Raw genomic sequence first — 17,345 nt, forward strand, 5'->3', positions numbered from 1 at the left:
ATGGCCAAGAAAGAGGAAACAATCAGTATGATTGACACCCTTGCGGAGTTCAAGGAGTTGAAGAATATCGATAAAGATACGATGATTAGCGTTTTGGAAGATTCGTTCCGCAACGTGATCGCCAAGATGTTTGGCACGGATGAGAACTATGACGTGATTATCAATCCTGAGAAAGGTGATTTCGAGATCTGGAGAAACCGTACGGTTGTGGCTGATGATGAATTGGAGGATGAGAACTTGCAGCTTACGTTGACGGAGGCCCGTAAAATCGACGCCGACTGTGAGGTGGGCGAGGAAGTGACCGACGAGGTGCATTTCGCGGACTTCGGACGTCGTGCGATCTTAAACTTGCGCCAGACTTTGGCTTCAAAGATACTTGAATTGCAGAAAGACAGCTTGTACGCTAAGTATAAGGATAAAATCGGCCACATCATCGCCGCTGAGGTTTATCAGGTGTGGAAGAAAGAAATCCTGTTGCTGGATGACGATGGTAATGAGTTGCTACTGCCGAAATCCGAGCAAATCCCGACCGATTTCTATCGTAAGGGAGAGACCGTACGTGCGATCGTTCAACGTGTGGATAACTATAATAACAACCCGAAGATCCTTCTTTCCCGTACGGATAAGGTCTTCTTGCAGCGGTTGTTCGAGTTGGAGGTTCCGGAGATTAATGACGGCTTGATTACGATCAAGGCGATCGCCCGTATCCCGGGAGAGCGTGCCAAAGTGGCTGTCGAGTCATACGATGACCGTATTGACCCGGTGGGTGCTTGCGTAGGTATGAAAGGCTCTCGTATCCACGGAATCGTTCGCGAGTTGAGAAACGAGAACATTGATGTGATTAATTACACCTCAAATCTCTCTTTGTTTATCCAGCGTGCTTTAAGCCCGGCTAAGATCTCTTCTATCCGTGTAAATGAGGAAGAAAAGAAAGCTGAGGTTTATCTACGTCCGGAGGAGGTTTCTTTAGCGATCGGTAAGGGTGGTCTGAATATTAAGTTGGCTTGTATGTTGACTGAGTATACGATTGACGTATTCCGTGATATCGAAGGAGCGGACGAGGAGGATATCTACTTGGATGAGTTCTCCGACGAGATCGACAGCTGGGTGATCGACGCACTGAAGAATATAGGATGCTATACGGCGAAGAGCGTCCTTGCTATGAACCGCAATGAGATTATTGAACGTGCCGATCTGGAAGAGCAGACCGTGGACGATCTTTTAGCTATCTTATCCGCGGAATTTGAAGATGAAGGTAACGAATAAGTATTACGACAAAGTTAGATATGCCTATAAAATTAATTCAAGTACAGAGAAAATTGAACGTGGGAATCAACACGGTGGTTGAGTTCCTGCACCGGAATGGGTTCTCGGTTGAGGATAATCCCAACACGAGGATCAGTGATGAACAGTATGCTTTGCTCGTAAAAGAGTTTGGAAAGGATCTGCCTGAGAAAGATCGTAATTTTGCGGCGGATCGTGCGCAGAAAGAGGCTCCTTCTGTGAAAGAAGAGAAGACTGCGGAAATAAAGACAGTGATACCGGAAGAATTCAGGCCTAAGATCGTAATGAAGGGTCATATCGATTTGGATGGTGGACAACATAAAAAACAGCAGGAAGAGCCGAAGGCTAAAGAGGAGCCGAAGGTGAAAGAAGAGCCTAAGGTAAAGGAAGAGCCGAAAGTGAAGGAAGCGCCTGCCGCTCCCGCTGCTCAAGCTCCTGTTAAACCCGCGCAGCCTGCGCAGGCTCCCACGGAGAAAAAAGAAGAAAAAGTTATAGTAGTGGAAGTGGAAAAAGAAAAAACCGTAGAGAAGCAACCGGTTGTTGCGGAACCTAAGGTGGAAAGTGTGAAACCGGAACAGGAAGTAGAGAAGACCGAGGAAAAAGACGATAATCTTTTCCGTTTGAACTCGGTTAAATTGGAATCAAAGATCAAGGTAACCGGTAAGATTGACTTGGATGCGCTTAACCAATCGACTCGTCCGAAGAAGAAAACGAAGGAGGAGAAGCGGAAAGAGCGTGATGAGAAGCAAAAGTTTAATAACAATCGGCCGGGTAATAATAGCAACGGTCCGGGCGCTCCTCATAAGAGTCCGAATTCGCCTACTTTGATTAAACCGAACGCTCCCGCCAAACCGGGTGAGGAAGGTGACGCTAAGAAGAAGCGTAAACGTATCAAGAAAGATCGGGTAGACGTGAATAATACGCCGGGTACGAATTATCCGCGCCCGAATCGTGACGATCGTCCGAATAACGACCGTAAGCCTCGCTTGAAGAAGCCGGTGAAAGCGGAAGTTAGCGAAGAGGATGTTCAAAAGCAGATCAAGGAGACTTTGGCTCGCTTGACCAACAAGAATAATAAGAATAATAAGGGGGCTAAATACCGTCGTGATAAACGTGACGCCGCTGTGAAACGTGAGCACGAGTTGATGGAACAGGAAGAACTGGAAAGCAAGGTATTGAAGCTGACCGAGTTCGTTACGGCCAACGACTTGGCGAACATGATGGACGTATCTGTAACGGAGGTTATCGGTACTTGCATGAGCATCGGCCTTATGGTTTCGATCAATCAGCGCCTGGATGCGGAGACGATCAATATCGTGGCTGAGGAGTTCGGTTATAAGACTGAATATGTAAGCGCGGATGTTGTCGAGGCGATCAACGCTGATGAGGAAGATGATAACGAGGAGGATTGGGTAGCCCGTCCGCCTATCGTAACGGTGATGGGACACGTTGACCATGGTAAGACTTCTTTATTGGATAATATCCGTAGCGCGAACGTAATCGCCGGTGAGGCTGGTGGTATCACGCAGCATATCGGAGCCTACAACGTGAAGTTGCAGAATGGCCGCCGTATCACGTTCTTGGATACTCCGGGTCACGAGGCGTTTACCGCTATGCGTGCCCGTGGCGCGAAGGTGACGGATATCGCTATTATTATCGTGGCCGCTGATGATAACGTGATGCCTCAGACGATCGAGGCGATTAATCACGCTTCGGCTGCCGGTGTTCCTATTGTTTTCGCTATTAATAAAATCGATAAGCCACATGCTAATCCTGAGAAGATCAAGGAGGAGTTGGCGAATATGAATTACTTGGTGGAAGACTGGGGGGGTAAGTACCAGAGTCAAGAGATCTCCGCTAAGAAAGGTATCGGTGTCGAGGAGTTGTTGGAGAAGGTACTGTTGGAGGCCGACCTGTTGGATTTGAAAGCGAATCCGAAAAAACGTGCGGTTGGTTCTATCATCGAGTCTTCTTTGGACAAGGGACGTGGCTATGTATCTACCATATTGGTGGAGAACGGTACGTTGAAGATGGGAGATATCGTTTTGGCGGGAACTCATCAAGGACGTATCAAAGCGATGTTCAACGAGCGTAATCAACGGGTGGAGAAGGCTGGTCCTTCCGAGCCGGTATTGATCCTCGGTCTGAACGGTGCTCCTCAGGCCGGTGATACATTTAATGTATTGGAGACTGAGCAAGAGGCGCGTGAGATCGCTAACCGTCGTGAGCAATTGCAGCGTGAGTTAGGTCTTCGTACGCAGAAGATGCTTACCTTGGATGATATCGGACGTCGTATCGCCGTGGGTAACTTCCAAGAGTTGAACGTGATCGTGAAGGGTGACGTGGATGGTTCCGTAGAGGCTTTGTCCGACTCCTTGATCCGTTTGTCTACCGAGGAGATTCAGGTGAACGTAATTCATAAGGCGGTTGGCCAGATATCCGAGTCGGATGTGGTTTTGGCAGCGGCTTCGAACGCTATCATTATCGGATTCCAAGTCCGTCCGTCTTTGCAAGCGCGTAGAAACGCCGAGAAGGAAGGTGTGGAGATCCGTTTGTACTCTATCATCTACGATGCGATCGAGGAGGTGAAGAGCGCTATGGAAGGCATGCTTTCTCCGGAGATCAAGGAGGAGATTACCGCTTATGTGGAAGTTCAGCAGGTATTCAAGATCACCAAGGTCGGTACGGTTGCCGGATGTATGGTTAAGGAAGGCAAGATTAAACGTACGAACAAGATCCGCTTGATACGTGACGGTATCGTTATCTATGCCGGCGAGCTAGGTTCTTTGAAACGTTTCAAGGACGATGCGAAAGAGGTCGTGGCTGGCTTGGATTGCGGTTTGAATATTACGAACTTCAACGATATCCAAGTGGGCGATATGATCGAGGCTTACGAAGAGACAGAAATTAAGAAGACGTTATAACGATGAACTGGTTGGACATTACATTGCTATGTCTGGCAGGGATAGGATTTGTGAAAGGCCTGTTTGATGGAATCATCAAACAGGTTGTTTCGCTTATAGCCCTAGTGATCGCGATCTTTTTCTGCGGAAAAGCGGCGGCTTGGCTGAAAGGATATATCTTGGCGTTGGGTTGGTTTCCGGAAGAAGGGGTTACGATCTTGAGTTATATAGCGGGTTTTATCTTGATTATGGGGGTGTTTATTCTAGCGGGAGAACTGGTTACCAAGGTGGTAGGGGCGACACCGTTGAGCGTTATCAACCATTTGTTTGGTGGTTTTTTCGGGTTGCTGGTCGTTTTGGTCTTTACCAGTTTGCTGTTGAACGCGCTGGAGTTCGTGGATCGTGGATCGGTCTTGATTCATCGCCAATCAAAGATAGAATCTCGTTTTTATTATAGCGTGAAGCAAATAGTACCAACAATTTTCCCACATAATTTGTTTTCATTAGGAGAATGAAGGGCTTTTATCAATGGTTAATTTTTAATTATGCAGGATTCAAATCATATAATTAATGAGGTAACGAGCGGAGATTATAAATACGGCTTCGTTACCGATATTGATACGGAGGTGATCCATCGTGGATTAGACGAGGAGACGGTCCGTATTATCTCTGCCAAGAAGAACGAGCCGGAATGGTTACTCGAGTTCCGTTTGAAGGCTTTTCGTCATTGGCAGACGTTGGAGATGCCTACATGGCCTCACTTGAATATCCCGCCGATCGATTATCAGGACATTATCTATTATGCCGCCCCTAAGAAAAAAGAGGGACCAAAGAGCTTGGATGAGGTAGATCCTGAGTTGTTGAAAACATTCGATAAACTGGGTATTCCTTTGGAAGAACAGAAGCATTTAAGCGGAATGGCGGTAGACGCCGTGATGGATAGTGTTTCCGTGAAGACTACTTTCAAGGAGAATCTTGCGGAGAAGGGGATTATTTTCTGTTCGTTCAGCGAGGCTGTACAACATCATCCGGACTTGGTGCAGAAATATTTGGGCAGCGTGGTTGGTTATCGTGATAATTTCTTCGCCGCCTTGAATTCGGCCGTGTTCTCGGACGGTTCGTTTGTTTATATACCGAAGGGCGTACGTTGCCCGATGGAGTTGAGTACGTATTTCCGTATCAATGCCGCTAATACCGGACAGTTCGAGCGTACCTTGATTGTCGCTGACGATGAGGCGTATGTAAGTTATCTGGAAGGATGTACGGCACCGATGCGTGACGAGAACCAATTGCATGCCGCTATCGTGGAGATCGTGGCGAACGAGCGTGCTGAGGTGAAGTATTCTACCGTACAGAACTGGTATCCGGGTGATAAGGAAGGTAAAGGCGGTATCTATAACTTCGTGACGAAACGAGGTTTGTGCAAAGGTGAGGGTAGCAAGATCTCTTGGACGCAAGTAGAGACCGGTTCGGCGATCACTTGGAAATATCCGAGCTGTATCTTGGCAGGTGATAACTCGGTAGGTGAGTTTTACTCGGTTGCCGTGACCAATAATTACCAACAGGCCGATACGGGTACGAAGATGATCCATCTGGGTAAGAATACGAAAAGTACGATCGTATCCAAGGGTATCTCTGCCGGTCATAGCCAGAATAGCTATCGGGGATTGGTAAAGGTGTCCGCCCGTGCGGAAGGCGCCCGTAACCATAGCCAATGCGATAGTTTGTTACTAAGCTCTACTTGTGGAGCTCATACGTTCCCTTACGCTGATATTCAGAATGAGACGGCGATCGTGGAGCATGAGGCTACGACGAGTAAGATCAGCGAGGAGCAATTGTTCTACTGCCAGCAACGGGGTATCTCGGTAGAAGAGGCTGTCGGTTTGATCGTGAATGGATATGCCCGTGAGGTAATGAATAAGTTGCCGATGGAGTTCGCCGTCGAGGCTCAGAAATTACTAACGATCTCGCTGGAAGGCAGCGTAGGATAGAATAATTTTCAATTTTCAACTTTCAATTTTCAATTAGAAAAGATGTTAGAGGTTAAGAATTTACATGCCAACGTAAATGGCAAAGAGATATTGAAAGGTATCAACCTGTCGGTGAAAGCGGGTGAGGTACATGCTATCATGGGACCGAACGGTTCCGGAAAAAGTACGTTAAGTAGTGTATTGGTAGGTAATCCCGCTTTTGAGGTAACGGAAGGAGAGGTTATCTTCAACGGTAAGAATCTGCTGGATCTTTCTCCCGAGGATCGTAGCCGTGAGGGTATTTTCTTGAGCTTCCAATATCCGGTCGAGATCCCGGGAGTTAGTATGGTGAACTTTATGCGTGCGGCGTTGAACGAGCACCGTAAATATAACGGTCTGGAACCGGTTTCGGCTACGGACTTCTTGAAATTGATGCGTGAGAAGCGTGCGATCGTCGAGCTGGATAATAAACTAGCCAGCCGTAGCGTGAACGAAGGTTTCTCCGGTGGAGAGAAAAAGCGGAACGAGATCTTCCAGATGGCGATGCTGGAGCCGAAATTGGCGATCTTGGATGAGACGGATAGTGGTTTGGATATCGATGCCTTGCGTATCGTAGCGCATGGCGTGAACCAGTTGAGGACTCCGGAGAATGCCGCTATCGTAATCACGCACTATCAGCGTCTGCTGGATTACATCAAGCCGGATGTGGTTCATGTGCTTTACAAAGGCCGTATCGTGAAGACCGCCGGTCCGGAATTGGCCTTGGAACTGGAAGAGAAAGGTTACGACTGGATCAAGAAAGAGATGGGAGATGAGTAATATGAAGGCCGAGCAACAATATATCGATCTTTTCGCCCAATGTGAGGATCTGGTATGTCGTCATAGTACGCCGGTGATGAATGCCCTTAGGGCTGATGCCTTGGCGAACTTTGATCGACTCGGATTCCCCTCCACGAGAAGCGAGGATTATAAATATACGGATGTAGCCCAAGCGTTCGCTCCGGATTACGGTTTGAATATCAACCGGGTCGCTATCCCGGTGAATCCTTATGACGTGTTCCGTTGTGACGTGCCGAACTTAAGCACGTCGTTATACTTTGTCGTGAACGATACGTTTTACGATAAGGACTTACCGAAAGCGCATTTGCCGGAAGGCGTGTATGCTGGAGGGTTGAAGGCTTTTACGGAGCAATATCCGGAGATCGCTTCCAAGTATTACGGAAAGGCGGCGCCGAGTAGCAAGGATGGTATTATCGCGTTGAATACGATGTTAGCCCAAGATGGTTTCGTGGTGTATGTACCGAAAAATGTCGTAGTTGAGCGTCCTATCCAATTGGTGAATATTTTCCGTAGCGATGTGGATACGATGGCGAACCGTCGTGTTCTGGTGATTATGGAACCTCATTCGGAAGCGAAGCTATTGGTTTGCGATCATAGTATCGACGACGTGAAATTCTTGGCGACTCAAGTGGTTGAGATTTTCGCGGAGGAAGGTGCTCGCTTTGATTATTATGATTTGGAAGAAAGCAGCGAGTCTACGACCCGTTTCTCTTCCGTACACGTAAAGCAGGCGGCTTCGACCAATGTCTTGGTAAACGGTATTACGTTGACGAATGGCTTGACTCGCAACAATTATTACGTGGAACTGAATGGCGAGTATGCCGAGTCTACCTTATGCGGTATGTCCGTTCTGGACAAGGAGCAACAGATGGATACCTATAGCCATATTACCCATGCGGTCCCGAATTGTACCAGCAACGAGTTGTTCAAGAATGTACTGAATGATCATGCCGTAGGTGTCTTCAGTGGACGTATCTTGGTGAAAGAGGATGCCCAGAAGACTGCCGCTTACCAGACGAACCGTAATCTGTGCGCTACCCGTGAGGCCCGTATGTACAGCAAGCCGCAATTGGAGATTTATGCGGACGACGTAAAATGCTCGCACGGTATGACTACCGGCCAGTTGGATGAGAACGCCTTGTTCTATATGCAAAGTCGCGGTATCCCGCGTGACGAGGCCCGTATGTTATTGAGCGTGGCTTTCACTTCCGACGTGATCGACCATGTACGCTTGGAGGCGTTGAAAGACCGTTTGCATAAACTGGTAGAGAAACGTTTCCGCGGTGAGCTGGCCAAATGCGCCGGTTGCCGGATTTGTAAATAATTGCGAATAAGAGGAAAACTATAATCAGGCATGGATTATCCCGACGATAATGTAGGGAACCATGTCTGATTTTTCGTATCTTTGGCAGTGACAAATTAAAACCTCCAACTTATGCAGTTAACACACATCGCCCTATGGACGAATCATCTGGAACGTTTACGGGATTTCTATGTAAAGTATTTCAATGGTAAGAGTAACGAGAAATATGTGAATTCGAAAAAAGGATTCGCCTCCTATTTCGTCTCTTTCGAGAGTGGCCCCGCTTTGGAGATCATGCAACGGCAAGATATTAATGAGGCTTACGACAAGGATCATATCGGCTTGGCTCATCTGGCTTTTCATGCGGATACGAAGGAGCAAGTGGATCAAATGATCGAACGTTTCCGGATGGATGGATACACGATCGCCGGTGAGACCCGCACTTCCGGGGATGGTTACTATGAGGGTGTAATCCGAGATCCTGACGGAAATATAGTAGAGATCGTCGCTAACGGGGAGCCGGAGATACAAGTAGCTTTATTTCCTCCTTATGAGTTACTGCTGGAAGCCGATCCGGATCGGGAGAAAGTAGAGGCTTACCTAAAGGATTCGGATTGCTTTATCGCTACGGTACGAAATTCCGTTGCCGGCGTGATCGTGGTTCGCAAGGAGGAGGGTGGCAAGGCGGAGATCATGAACCTTGCCGTGGCGGATATCTTCCGTCGGCGAGGAATCGCCCGGAAACTATTACGGCATGTATCTAATAAATGGGCTCCGGCTCAAGATGTCGAGCTTTTGCGTATTTGCACCGGAACCTCAGCCGCCGGCCCGATGATGCTTTATCAACAGGAAGGCTTCGACTTGGTTGCCGTAGATCGCGATTATTTCGTGCGGAACTATGCCGAACCTATCTGGGAGAACGGCATTCAATGCAGGCATCAATTGATTCTTGAAAAGAGATTAAAATAGTATATATGAAAAGAAAATCGGGAGGTTTAAGGCCTCCCGATTTAATTATTAGTAATCTATGAATAGGTCCTCGAATGAAAAATCATCGGGGCTAATGGCATCACATTTCCAGTACGAAGATCCCTTTCGGTGCCAAGGATAATTCGTCTCCCAATGGAATCTCCTTTCCGGTTAATATCTCTTTTCCGGAGGTTTTACCTCGCAATACTTCCGCATAGCGGGCCAACGGCAAGTTCACCTCCTTATCGCTGCCATTCATCAAGATCAATACGCTCCGGCCATCCAGACTGCGCTCGTAAACATAGACACCTTGGTTCACCATGAAATGTTTCATCTTGCCCTTAGCGATGATATCGTTGCCCTTGCGCCATTTCAATAAAGTCCGGAGGAAATTCCATGCGTCATTTTGCACCTCGCTGCGACCGGATGCCTCGAATTGATTCACCTTGTCGCCGGGCCAGCCACCGGGAACATCCAAGCGGATATATCCGTCTCCCTTCTCCTTGGTGCCGTTCATTAACAACTCCTGCCCGTAATAGAGCTGGGGAATACCGGGGATCGTCAACAAGAATGTCACCCCTTGCTTGAATGCGTACAAATCATCGACAGACTTAGGCATGGAGGGAAGAAAACGATCCGTATCATGGTTCTCCAAGAAACGCAATACGTTATAGATATCGGGATATACATAATCATAACACATATGCTCGAAGATCGTATGCAAGCCTCCGGAATACCCAGTCTCCTCATGGAACGCCTTGCTTGCGATACCCATCAAGCGGAAATCCATTACCGATTTCAGCTCGGTATCCTGTCCGAAGTTCAACCGGCTGCCTTTCTGCCAATAAGCGGAACCGATCGTGTAGTTCATCCACGCCTCGCCTACGATGTTATACTCCGGATACTCGTTCATGACCTCCGTACACCAATTCCGCATCATGTCCACGTCGGCATACGGATACGTATCTTGACGGATACCATCCACGCCGCAATACTCGATCCACCAGATAGAGTTCTGGATAAGGTATTTGGCTACATGTGGGTTCTTTTGGTTCAAGTCCGGCATGCTCGGGACAAACCAGCCGTTCAGCATCGTCTCCTTATCATAATCCGAGACGTAAGGATCGAAATAAGCCTCTTTATCGTGGTTGGTCTGCACGTAGTTATCGAGATTATTAAACCAGTCGTGGCTAGGGATATCTTTCATCCAAGGATGATCGCTTCCACAATGGTTGAAGATCATATCCATTACGACACGCATGCCCCGCTCGTGTGTCTTCTCGATCAAGCGGACGTAATCCTCGTTCGTGCCGAAGCGTGGGTCTACCCGATAATAATCCGTCGTGGCATATCCGTGATAAGAGCCTCCCTCCATGTCATTCTCCAATACCGGGTTCAGCCAGATAGCGGTAACGCCCAGATCCTCGATATAATCCAAATGCTGTTCGATACCGGCCAAGTCACCTCCGTGACGGGCGTTCGGGCTGTTACGGTCTACCTTATAAGCGGTACGCATCGGGATTTGATCGTTCGAGGGATCTCCGTTCGCGAAACGATCCGGCATGATGAGATAAAGCACGTCGGAAGAGTCAAACCCCTTGATCCGATCGGCGTTCGGTTTACGGGCCTTCAACTCATACGAGTAATTGAAACTCTTTTTGTCCTTCGTGAACGTGATATCAAACCTGCCGGGCTTGGCCTTTTCCACGTCCAGATAGATCAATAGGTAATTCGGGCTTTCCAACGCTACCGAGCTTTTCAACTGTACGCCGGGATATTTCACGCTAGGGAGATATCCGGCGATATCCTTACCATACACCATCAGCTGGAGTTCCGGGTTCTTCATACCGCTCCACCAGAAGGCCGGCTCGATTTTAAGGTTATCGGCAGAAAGCGTACTGGAAGCGAAAAGGGCCAGTAAAAGGCTCAAGAATAAATGTCTGTTCATGATATATGTTTATTGATTTATATGACAAGGTTGTACATACGCGAAGATAGAAGGATTCCATTGATAATAACACGTTTCTGCCCGGCGAAAAGAGAATAAAAATCACGCGAACGTTTGCGAACCCTCGTAAATTAAGACTATCTTTACTGCCTAAATCTAATCAACTAATTCAAATGATAAAAAGTCTAATTGTATCCATGCTTCTGACAGGTTGCGTTTCCTCCCTGTCCGCACAACAAAGTTTTTGGAAAGAAGATTTCTCCGCCGGGAAATTACCCGACGGCTGGATGATTGTCGATTCGACGAAATCGGCAAAGTGTGAATGGATTGTAACCGATCAGCCTTATCCCGGCTCTTTCCAGTTTGAGCAACAAGCGCCTCCCATCGCCTCTACGAGTCGTGGCTATCATATGCAATTCCGGCCGGGCGTAGTCACCGGGGAGGAGATCACGAAGTGGAATCAACGGGAGGAATACCCGAACGGCTATTTCCAGACCAGCGCTATCGATTGTGCGGGAAAGAACGATGTGGTATTGAAATTCCAGCACTTGTTTCGTTGGAATAATTGGTTCACCGGAAAACGTGCCGGCCTTTGGGTTGGCGTCAGCAACGACGGGGTGAATTGGAAAGAGTATAACGTGATGGATAAGATCCCCGCCGCTACCCAGCTTCACGCCCCGGTGAATGAGGAGATTAACATCAGCGAGGTAGCCGCAAACCAGAAAACTGTCTACTTGCGTTTCTTCTGGCGGGATATCTTCTCTTGGTATTGGATGGTCGATGATATTGAGCTGACAGAGCCTTTCGCACATGATTTGGCTTTGGAGAAAGTGACCTCACACCAAGAAACCGGGAATACGTTCACGAAGGAAGACGTGTTGAAAGTGAAGCTGAAGAACGTTGGTTCCCAGCCCGTAGACGAGGATTTCACGGTAACCGCCTCCTTGAACAACGGTCAGAAACTAACCGCCACGGTAACCGCCTCCGGGCATCCGATCGCTAAACAAGAGGAATATGAGGTAGCTTTCCCTGCTACCGACCTAACCCAGATGGGCTCCTATAAAATAGAGTTCGCTATCCAATACCCGAAGGATGAGCGTTCGTCAAACAACGTATTAAAAGCGAACCTGTTCGCCGCCCGTATGAACTTGGGTAAGTTGACGAAGTTCAATAAGATCAGCAACACGGAATATGAGTTCGTTTCCGGGTACGCTAAGGTTAAGTTGATGTTTTACCGGGATGATATCTTCCGTATCTGGTTGGCACCGGATGGGGAGTATACCAATCCGGCGGCAAACTCGATCGTCGTGGATTATGGGGTAAAGAACCCGAGAGTCTCCATGGCCGACAACGGCAGCTATTATAAGTTCACGACTCCCCAATGTGTCGTACGTGTCTATAAGAACCCTATTCGTTTCGCCATGTATGACAAGAATAACCGTGCCGTGATCTACGAAGAGGCCGAACCACTTGCCTTCGGACTAAAAACGACCCAAACGATGCGCCGTAGTGGTGATGAGGATTTCTACGGTTGCGGTATGCAACAAGGTAATTTCTCATACGCTGGGAAGGAAGCGGATATCGAGGTGACCGGTTGGGATGAGGATCAATCCTCTAACCCGGCTCCCTTCTATATGTCCACGAAAGGATATGGCGTATTCCGCAATACGTTTGCCCCGGGCCATTATGCCTTCAACGGCACGGAGATGCTGGACAAGAGCTATGATGATGGCTTTAAGCTGATGGGCTTCACCAGTCAGTTGACGCATAACGAGAATCGCTTTGACGCGTTCTACTTCTACGGCCCTTCCTTGAAAGACCTATTGAACGACTATACGGATATCACCGGAAAACCTTTTATGCCGGCGATGTGGATGCTTACGATGGGAGACGCCGACTGCTATAACAAAGGGGAACAGCGCACCGGATGGCCTCAATCCACCCCGGACGTAATCAGCCAAGTTGCTGATAAATATGTGGAATATGATATGCCCCGTGGCTGGATCTTGCCGAACGATGGCTATGGTTGCGGCTATGTGAAATTGGATTCTGTTGTGACGGAATTAGGTAAACGAGGCTTCCATACGGGCTTGTGGACAGAGAATGGTGTGGATAAGATCGCCTACGAGGTTGGTAAATGTGGTACCCGCCTGTGTAAATTGGATGTGGCTTGGGTTGGAGAAGGCTATGAGTTTGCCTTGAACGGCTGTAAATCCGCATTCGAGGGGATCGAGAACAATACGAATGAACGGGGTTTCGTATGGGCTGTTTGCGGTTGGGCCGGAACCCAGCGGTATTCTACGGTATGGAGCGGTGACCAAGTGAGCAACTGGGATTATATCCGTTACCATATCCCGACGATCACGGGTGCCGGCCTTTCCGCCATGAACGCCGCTACTAGCGATGTGGACGGTATCTTCGGCGGTTCCCCGAAAACCTATACCCGCGACTTGCAATGGAAGGTCTTCACCCCGATCTTTATGACCATGAGTGGCTGGGCAGATGCCGACCGTCAGCCTTGGGTATATGGGCATCCGTACACGGATATCAACCGTAAATTCCTAAAGCTGAAGATGCGTCTGAACCCGTACGCCTATACCTATTGCCATGAGGCGCATACGACCGGTGTACCGATGGCTCGTGCGATGGTACTGGAATTCCCGGATGACGTGGTTACCCGTGATACGACCACCCAATATCAATTTATGAGTGGCGAGTGGATGATGGTTGCTCCTGTATATACCCGTAAGAACGTACGCGATAGTATTTACTTCCCTGCCGGAGAATGGTACGACTATTGGACCGGAAAGACATACGAGGGTGGCAAGTGGTTGGATAAATATGAGGCTAAACTGGATATTTGCCCGGTATTTATCCGTCAAGGCGCCATTATCCCGATGTACCCGGATATGAATTATGTCGGCGAGAAACCTGCGGATGTCTTGACCTTGGACTTATATCCCTACGGAAACACCTCTTTCAATTTATATGAAGACGACGGTCTCACCCGTGATTATAAGAAAGGCGAATTTGCCCGTACCTTAATCTCTGTTTCCTCCCCAAAAGGTGAGAAAGGCACGATCACCGTGGATATTGCGAAAGCGAAAGGAGATTATAAAGGACGTTACCAAGAGCGTACTTACCTATTGGATGTCCGCTCAGAATCTAGCCCGTCAAACGTAACCGTAGCCGGGAAGCCGCTATCTGCTATCTCCCCCGAAGTGTTCAATGCCGGACAAGAAGGCTGGTACTTCGATGCCTCGGACCGTATGGGAAGGGTTAAGGTACGGACGAACCGTTTGTCTACGAATCAGGATCAGAAGATTGTAATTGGTTTCTAACACTTCTATTTATTTTAAAGGTATATGAAAACACAATTGACTTTATGTATATCCGGGACATTGCTGCTTATCGGAATGTCCGGTTGCGAAAAAACTCCGGAGCGTCCTATGAATGTTGTGTATATCTTGGCCGATGATTTAGGCTATGGAGATGTTGGCTGTTATGGCCAACAGATTATCAAGACTCCCAATATAGACCGGATGGCGAAGGAGGGAATGTTGTTTACGCAGCATTATGCCGGATGTACGGTGAGTGCCCCTTCCCGTTGCTCCTTGATGACCGGATTGCATACGGGACATACGCAAGTCCGGGGAAACCGGGAGATCACGCCCGAAGGCCAACAGCCGATGCGGGAGGATACCTATACGTTGGGTAAATTAATGAAATCGGCCGGTTATACGACCGGTATCTTTGGTAAATGGGGGTTGGGAAATCCGGGCTCTGTCTCCATTCCTAATAAGATGGGTTTCGATGAGTTTTATGGATATAATTGCCAACGGCAGTCGCATTCCTTCTATCCGGATCATTTATGGCATAATGAGGAGAAGGTTCTTTTTCCTGAAAACGAGAACAATGCTTGCAAGACATATTCACAAGATTTGATTCATGAGCAAGCATTGAAGTTCATCCGGGATCATAAGGAGCAACCGTTCTTTGCGATACTTACTTATACGCTGCCTCATGCGGAATTGAATCTTCCGCATGATTCTATTTATAAGATGTACGAGAACTCATTCGAGGAGACTCCTTATATTGGTAAGTTTGATAAAGTGTATGGCGGTTATAACACCTCGGAGAAGCCCTTGGCCTCCTTTGCCGCCATGGTCTCCCGGTTGGATAAATACGTGGGGGATGTAATGGCTGAATTGAAAGAGTTGGGTTTGGATAAGAATACGATCGTGATTTTTACCAGCGATAACGGCCCACATCATGAAGGTGGAGCTGATCCCGATTTTTTCAAGAGCTACGGACCTTTCAGGGGGATCAAACGGGATGTATATGAAGGAGGTATCCGTATACCTATGGTGGCATGGTGCCCGGGTACGATCAAGGCCGGAGCTCAATCGGATCATATAAGCGCATTCTGGGATGTCATGCCGACATTGGCAGAACTTACAGGTACGGTCTTGCCCGAGCAGACGGATGGAATCTCTTTCTTACCAACCTTGTTATCAAAGAAAAATCAACAGGCCCATGATTATTTATATTGGGAATTTCACGAGTTGAATGGCCGGGAAGCATTGCGCTCCGGTAAATGGAAACTAATCCGGCAACCGATCGTGGGTGAAACTATATTGGAACTGTATGATTTAAGTAATGATATACATGAGGATACGAATCTAGCGGAGAAGTATCCCGATAAGGTAAAAGAACTAGTATCCTTAATGGACAACGCCCGCACAGAGTCTCCGTACTTTAACTTTGGAAGAGAAAAGTAAACGTGCGAGAAGAGAATAAAGTGTAGGCGTAATATCTGTTAGGTAATGATAAAAAAGGCTTTCTTTCAGCGAGAAAGCCTTTTTTTTGTATCTTTGGCTCTCGTAATTTTAAGACAAAAAGAAGTAAGACTATGTTAGACGTTCAAGCGATCCGAAAAGACTTTCCGATCTTGGATCATAAGATATACGATAAACCGCTGATATATTTTGATAATGGCGCTACTACCCAGAAACCTCGTCAAGTGGTAGAAAAGATAGAGAATGGATATTATAACGTAAACGCCAATATCCACCGAGGCGTACATTTCTTGAGCCAAGCGGCGACAGAGGCGCATGAGGAGGCTCGCAAAACGGTACAGCATTTCTTGAATGCCCGTTCCTCGAATGAGATTATTTTTACCCGGGGAACTACGGAATCCATTAATTTGATCGCTTCCAGCTTTACGGATGAATGTATGTCGGCAGGGGATGAGGTGATCGTGTCCGTGATGGAGCATCATTCCAATATCGTTCCTTGGCAGATACAAGCGGCCCGGAAAGGTATTACGTTGAAGGTGATCCCGATGAATGAGAAAGGGGAGTTGAATCTGGATGAGTATCGTAAATTATTCTCGGATAAGACTCGTTTGGTTTCCGTGACTCATGTGTCTAATGTCTTGGGTACGGTGAATCCGGTAAAGGCGATGATCGAGATCGCTCATGAACAAGGCGTACCGGTGTTGGTAGACGGGGCTCAAGCCGTTCCGCATATGAAGGTGGATGTGCAGGACTTGGATGCGGAGTTCTATGTTTTCTCCGGTCATAAGATTTACGGACCGACGGGTATCGGGGTCTTGTATGGTAAAGAGGAGTGGTTGGATAAACTTCCTCCGTATCAGGGAGGAGGCGAGATGATCGCTACGGTCTCGTTCGAGAAGACAACTTTTAATGAGCTTCCCTTTAAGTTTGAGGCGGGAACTCCGGATTATATTGGTAGCACGGCGTTGGCGGAAGCCTTGCGGTATGTAGACCGGATCGGTATAGAGAATATAGCTGCTTATGAGGATGAGCTTTTGCGATATGCGACCGCTGGATTAAATACGATCGAAGGGATGCGTATTTTCGGACAAGCGGATCATAAAGGAGCGGTGCTTTCTTTTTTGGTGGGTAATATCCATCATTACGATATGGGGATGTTGCTGGACCGTCTGGGAATAGCGGTTCGTACAGGGCATCATTGTGCCCAGCCTTTGATGCATGCCTTAGGGATCGAAGGTACGGTGCGGGCGTCTTTTTCTTTTTATAATACGAAAGAGGAGATCGATACGTTCATCGCAGGTGTGGAACGAGTTCGGAAGATGTTTTGAG

The 17,345-nt window shown here is 47.8% G+C and carries 11 protein-coding genes; 10 read left to right on the forward strand and 1 reads right to left on the reverse strand.

Annotated features, from left to right (window positions below):
• From nusA to ACYIA1_RS18905, 7 genes are all read left to right on the forward strand, one after another.
• Positions 1-1,266 (forward strand): transcription termination factor NusA, encoded by a 1,266-nt coding sequence (gene nusA, locus ACYIA1_RS18875; RefSeq protein ID WP_005867586.1) that lies wholly within the window; start codon positions 1-3, stop codon positions 1,264-1,266.
• 20 nt (positions 1,267-1,286) lie between these two features.
• A complete protein-coding gene (gene infB, locus ACYIA1_RS18880) occupies positions 1,287-4,208 on the forward strand; it encodes a translation initiation factor IF-2 (RefSeq protein ID WP_008772780.1) in 2,922 nt (973 codons plus the stop codon).
• Between the two features lie 2 nt (positions 4,209-4,210).
• Positions 4,211-4,702, forward strand: a complete 492-nt coding sequence (locus tag ACYIA1_RS18885) for a CvpA family protein (protein ID WP_005859392.1) — start codon at positions 4,211-4,213, stop codon at positions 4,700-4,702.
• A gap of 30 nt (positions 4,703-4,732) precedes the next feature.
• A complete protein-coding gene (sufB, locus tag ACYIA1_RS18890) occupies positions 4,733-6,178 on the forward strand; it encodes a Fe-S cluster assembly protein SufB (RefSeq protein WP_005859390.1) in 1,446 nt (481 codons plus the stop codon).
• A 42-nt stretch (positions 6,179-6,220) separates the two neighbouring features.
• Positions 6,221-6,976, forward strand: coding sequence for a Fe-S cluster assembly ATPase SufC (gene sufC, locus ACYIA1_RS18895; RefSeq protein WP_005859388.1), 756 nt, complete (start codon positions 6,221-6,223; stop codon positions 6,974-6,976).
• The gene (sufD, locus tag ACYIA1_RS18900; protein WP_480336253.1) at positions 6,969-8,321 is read left to right on the forward strand and encodes a Fe-S cluster assembly protein SufD; all 1,353 of its coding nucleotides are present in this window, start codon (positions 6,969-6,971) and stop codon (positions 8,319-8,321) included. Before sufC ends, sufD begins: the two co-directional genes overlap by 8 nt.
• Before the next feature lie 111 nt (positions 8,322-8,432).
• Positions 8,433-9,269 (forward strand): GNAT family N-acetyltransferase, encoded by an 837-nt coding sequence (locus tag ACYIA1_RS18905; RefSeq protein ID WP_087342189.1) that lies wholly within the window; start codon positions 8,433-8,435, stop codon positions 9,267-9,269.
• Between the two features lie 100 nt (positions 9,270-9,369).
• Here the strand turns inward: ACYIA1_RS18905 and ACYIA1_RS18910 are convergent, their stop codons facing one another.
• A complete protein-coding gene (locus tag ACYIA1_RS18910) occupies positions 9,370-11,217 on the reverse strand; it encodes a glycoside hydrolase family 13 protein (protein WP_217773187.1) in 1,848 nt (615 codons plus the stop codon).
• A gap of 173 nt (positions 11,218-11,390) precedes the next feature.
• Here ACYIA1_RS18910 and ACYIA1_RS18915 point away from each other — a divergent pair, with 173 nt between their 5' ends.
• The 3 genes from ACYIA1_RS18915 (at position 11,391) to ACYIA1_RS18925 (ending at position 17,344) form a co-directional block, all read left to right on the forward strand.
• Positions 11,391-14,558: a glycoside hydrolase family 31 protein gene (locus ACYIA1_RS18915; protein WP_272060303.1), complete on the forward strand. Its 3,168-nt coding sequence runs from the start codon at positions 11,391-11,393 to the stop codon at positions 14,556-14,558.
• Positions 14,559-14,582: 24 nt separating this feature from the next.
• Positions 14,583-15,998, forward strand: coding sequence for an arylsulfatase (locus ACYIA1_RS18920; RefSeq protein WP_480336254.1), 1,416 nt, complete (start codon positions 14,583-14,585; stop codon positions 15,996-15,998).
• 131 nt (positions 15,999-16,129) lie between these two features.
• A complete protein-coding gene (locus ACYIA1_RS18925) occupies positions 16,130-17,344 on the forward strand; it encodes an aminotransferase class V-fold PLP-dependent enzyme (protein ID WP_005867594.1) in 1,215 nt (404 codons plus the stop codon).
• The last annotated feature ends 1 nt before the right edge of the window (position 17,345 follow it).

The organism is Parabacteroides sp. KHUB-02 (assembly GCF_056640955.1).

Bases quoted from the DNA above. Each gene is read 5' to 3' on its own strand.
- nusA (WP_005867586.1), top strand. From the start codon at position 1: ATGGCCAAGAAAGAGGAAACAATCAGTATGATTGACACCCTTGCGGAG.
- infB (WP_008772780.1), top strand. From the start codon at position 1,287: ATGCCTATAAAATTAATTCAAGTACAGAGAAAATTGAACGTGGGAATC.
- ACYIA1_RS18885 (WP_005859392.1), top strand. From the start codon at position 4,211: ATGAACTGGTTGGACATTACATTGCTATGTCTGGCAGGGATAGGATTT.
- sufB (WP_005859390.1), top strand. From the start codon at position 4,733: ATGCAGGATTCAAATCATATAATTAATGAGGTAACGAGCGGAGATTAT.
- sufC (WP_005859388.1), top strand. From the start codon at position 6,221: ATGTTAGAGGTTAAGAATTTACATGCCAACGTAAATGGCAAAGAGATA.
- sufD (WP_480336253.1), top strand. From the start codon at position 6,969: ATGAGTAATATGAAGGCCGAGCAACAATATATCGATCTTTTCGCCCAA.
- ACYIA1_RS18905 (WP_087342189.1), top strand. From the start codon at position 8,433: ATGCAGTTAACACACATCGCCCTATGGACGAATCATCTGGAACGTTTA.
- ACYIA1_RS18910 (WP_217773187.1), bottom strand. From the start codon at position 11,217: ATGAACAGACATTTATTCTTGAGCCTTTTACTGGCCCTTTTCGCTTCC.
- ACYIA1_RS18915 (WP_272060303.1), top strand. From the start codon at position 11,391: ATGATAAAAAGTCTAATTGTATCCATGCTTCTGACAGGTTGCGTTTCC.
- ACYIA1_RS18920 (WP_480336254.1), top strand. From the start codon at position 14,583: ATGAAAACACAATTGACTTTATGTATATCCGGGACATTGCTGCTTATC.
- ACYIA1_RS18925 (WP_005867594.1), top strand. From the start codon at position 16,130: ATGTTAGACGTTCAAGCGATCCGAAAAGACTTTCCGATCTTGGATCAT.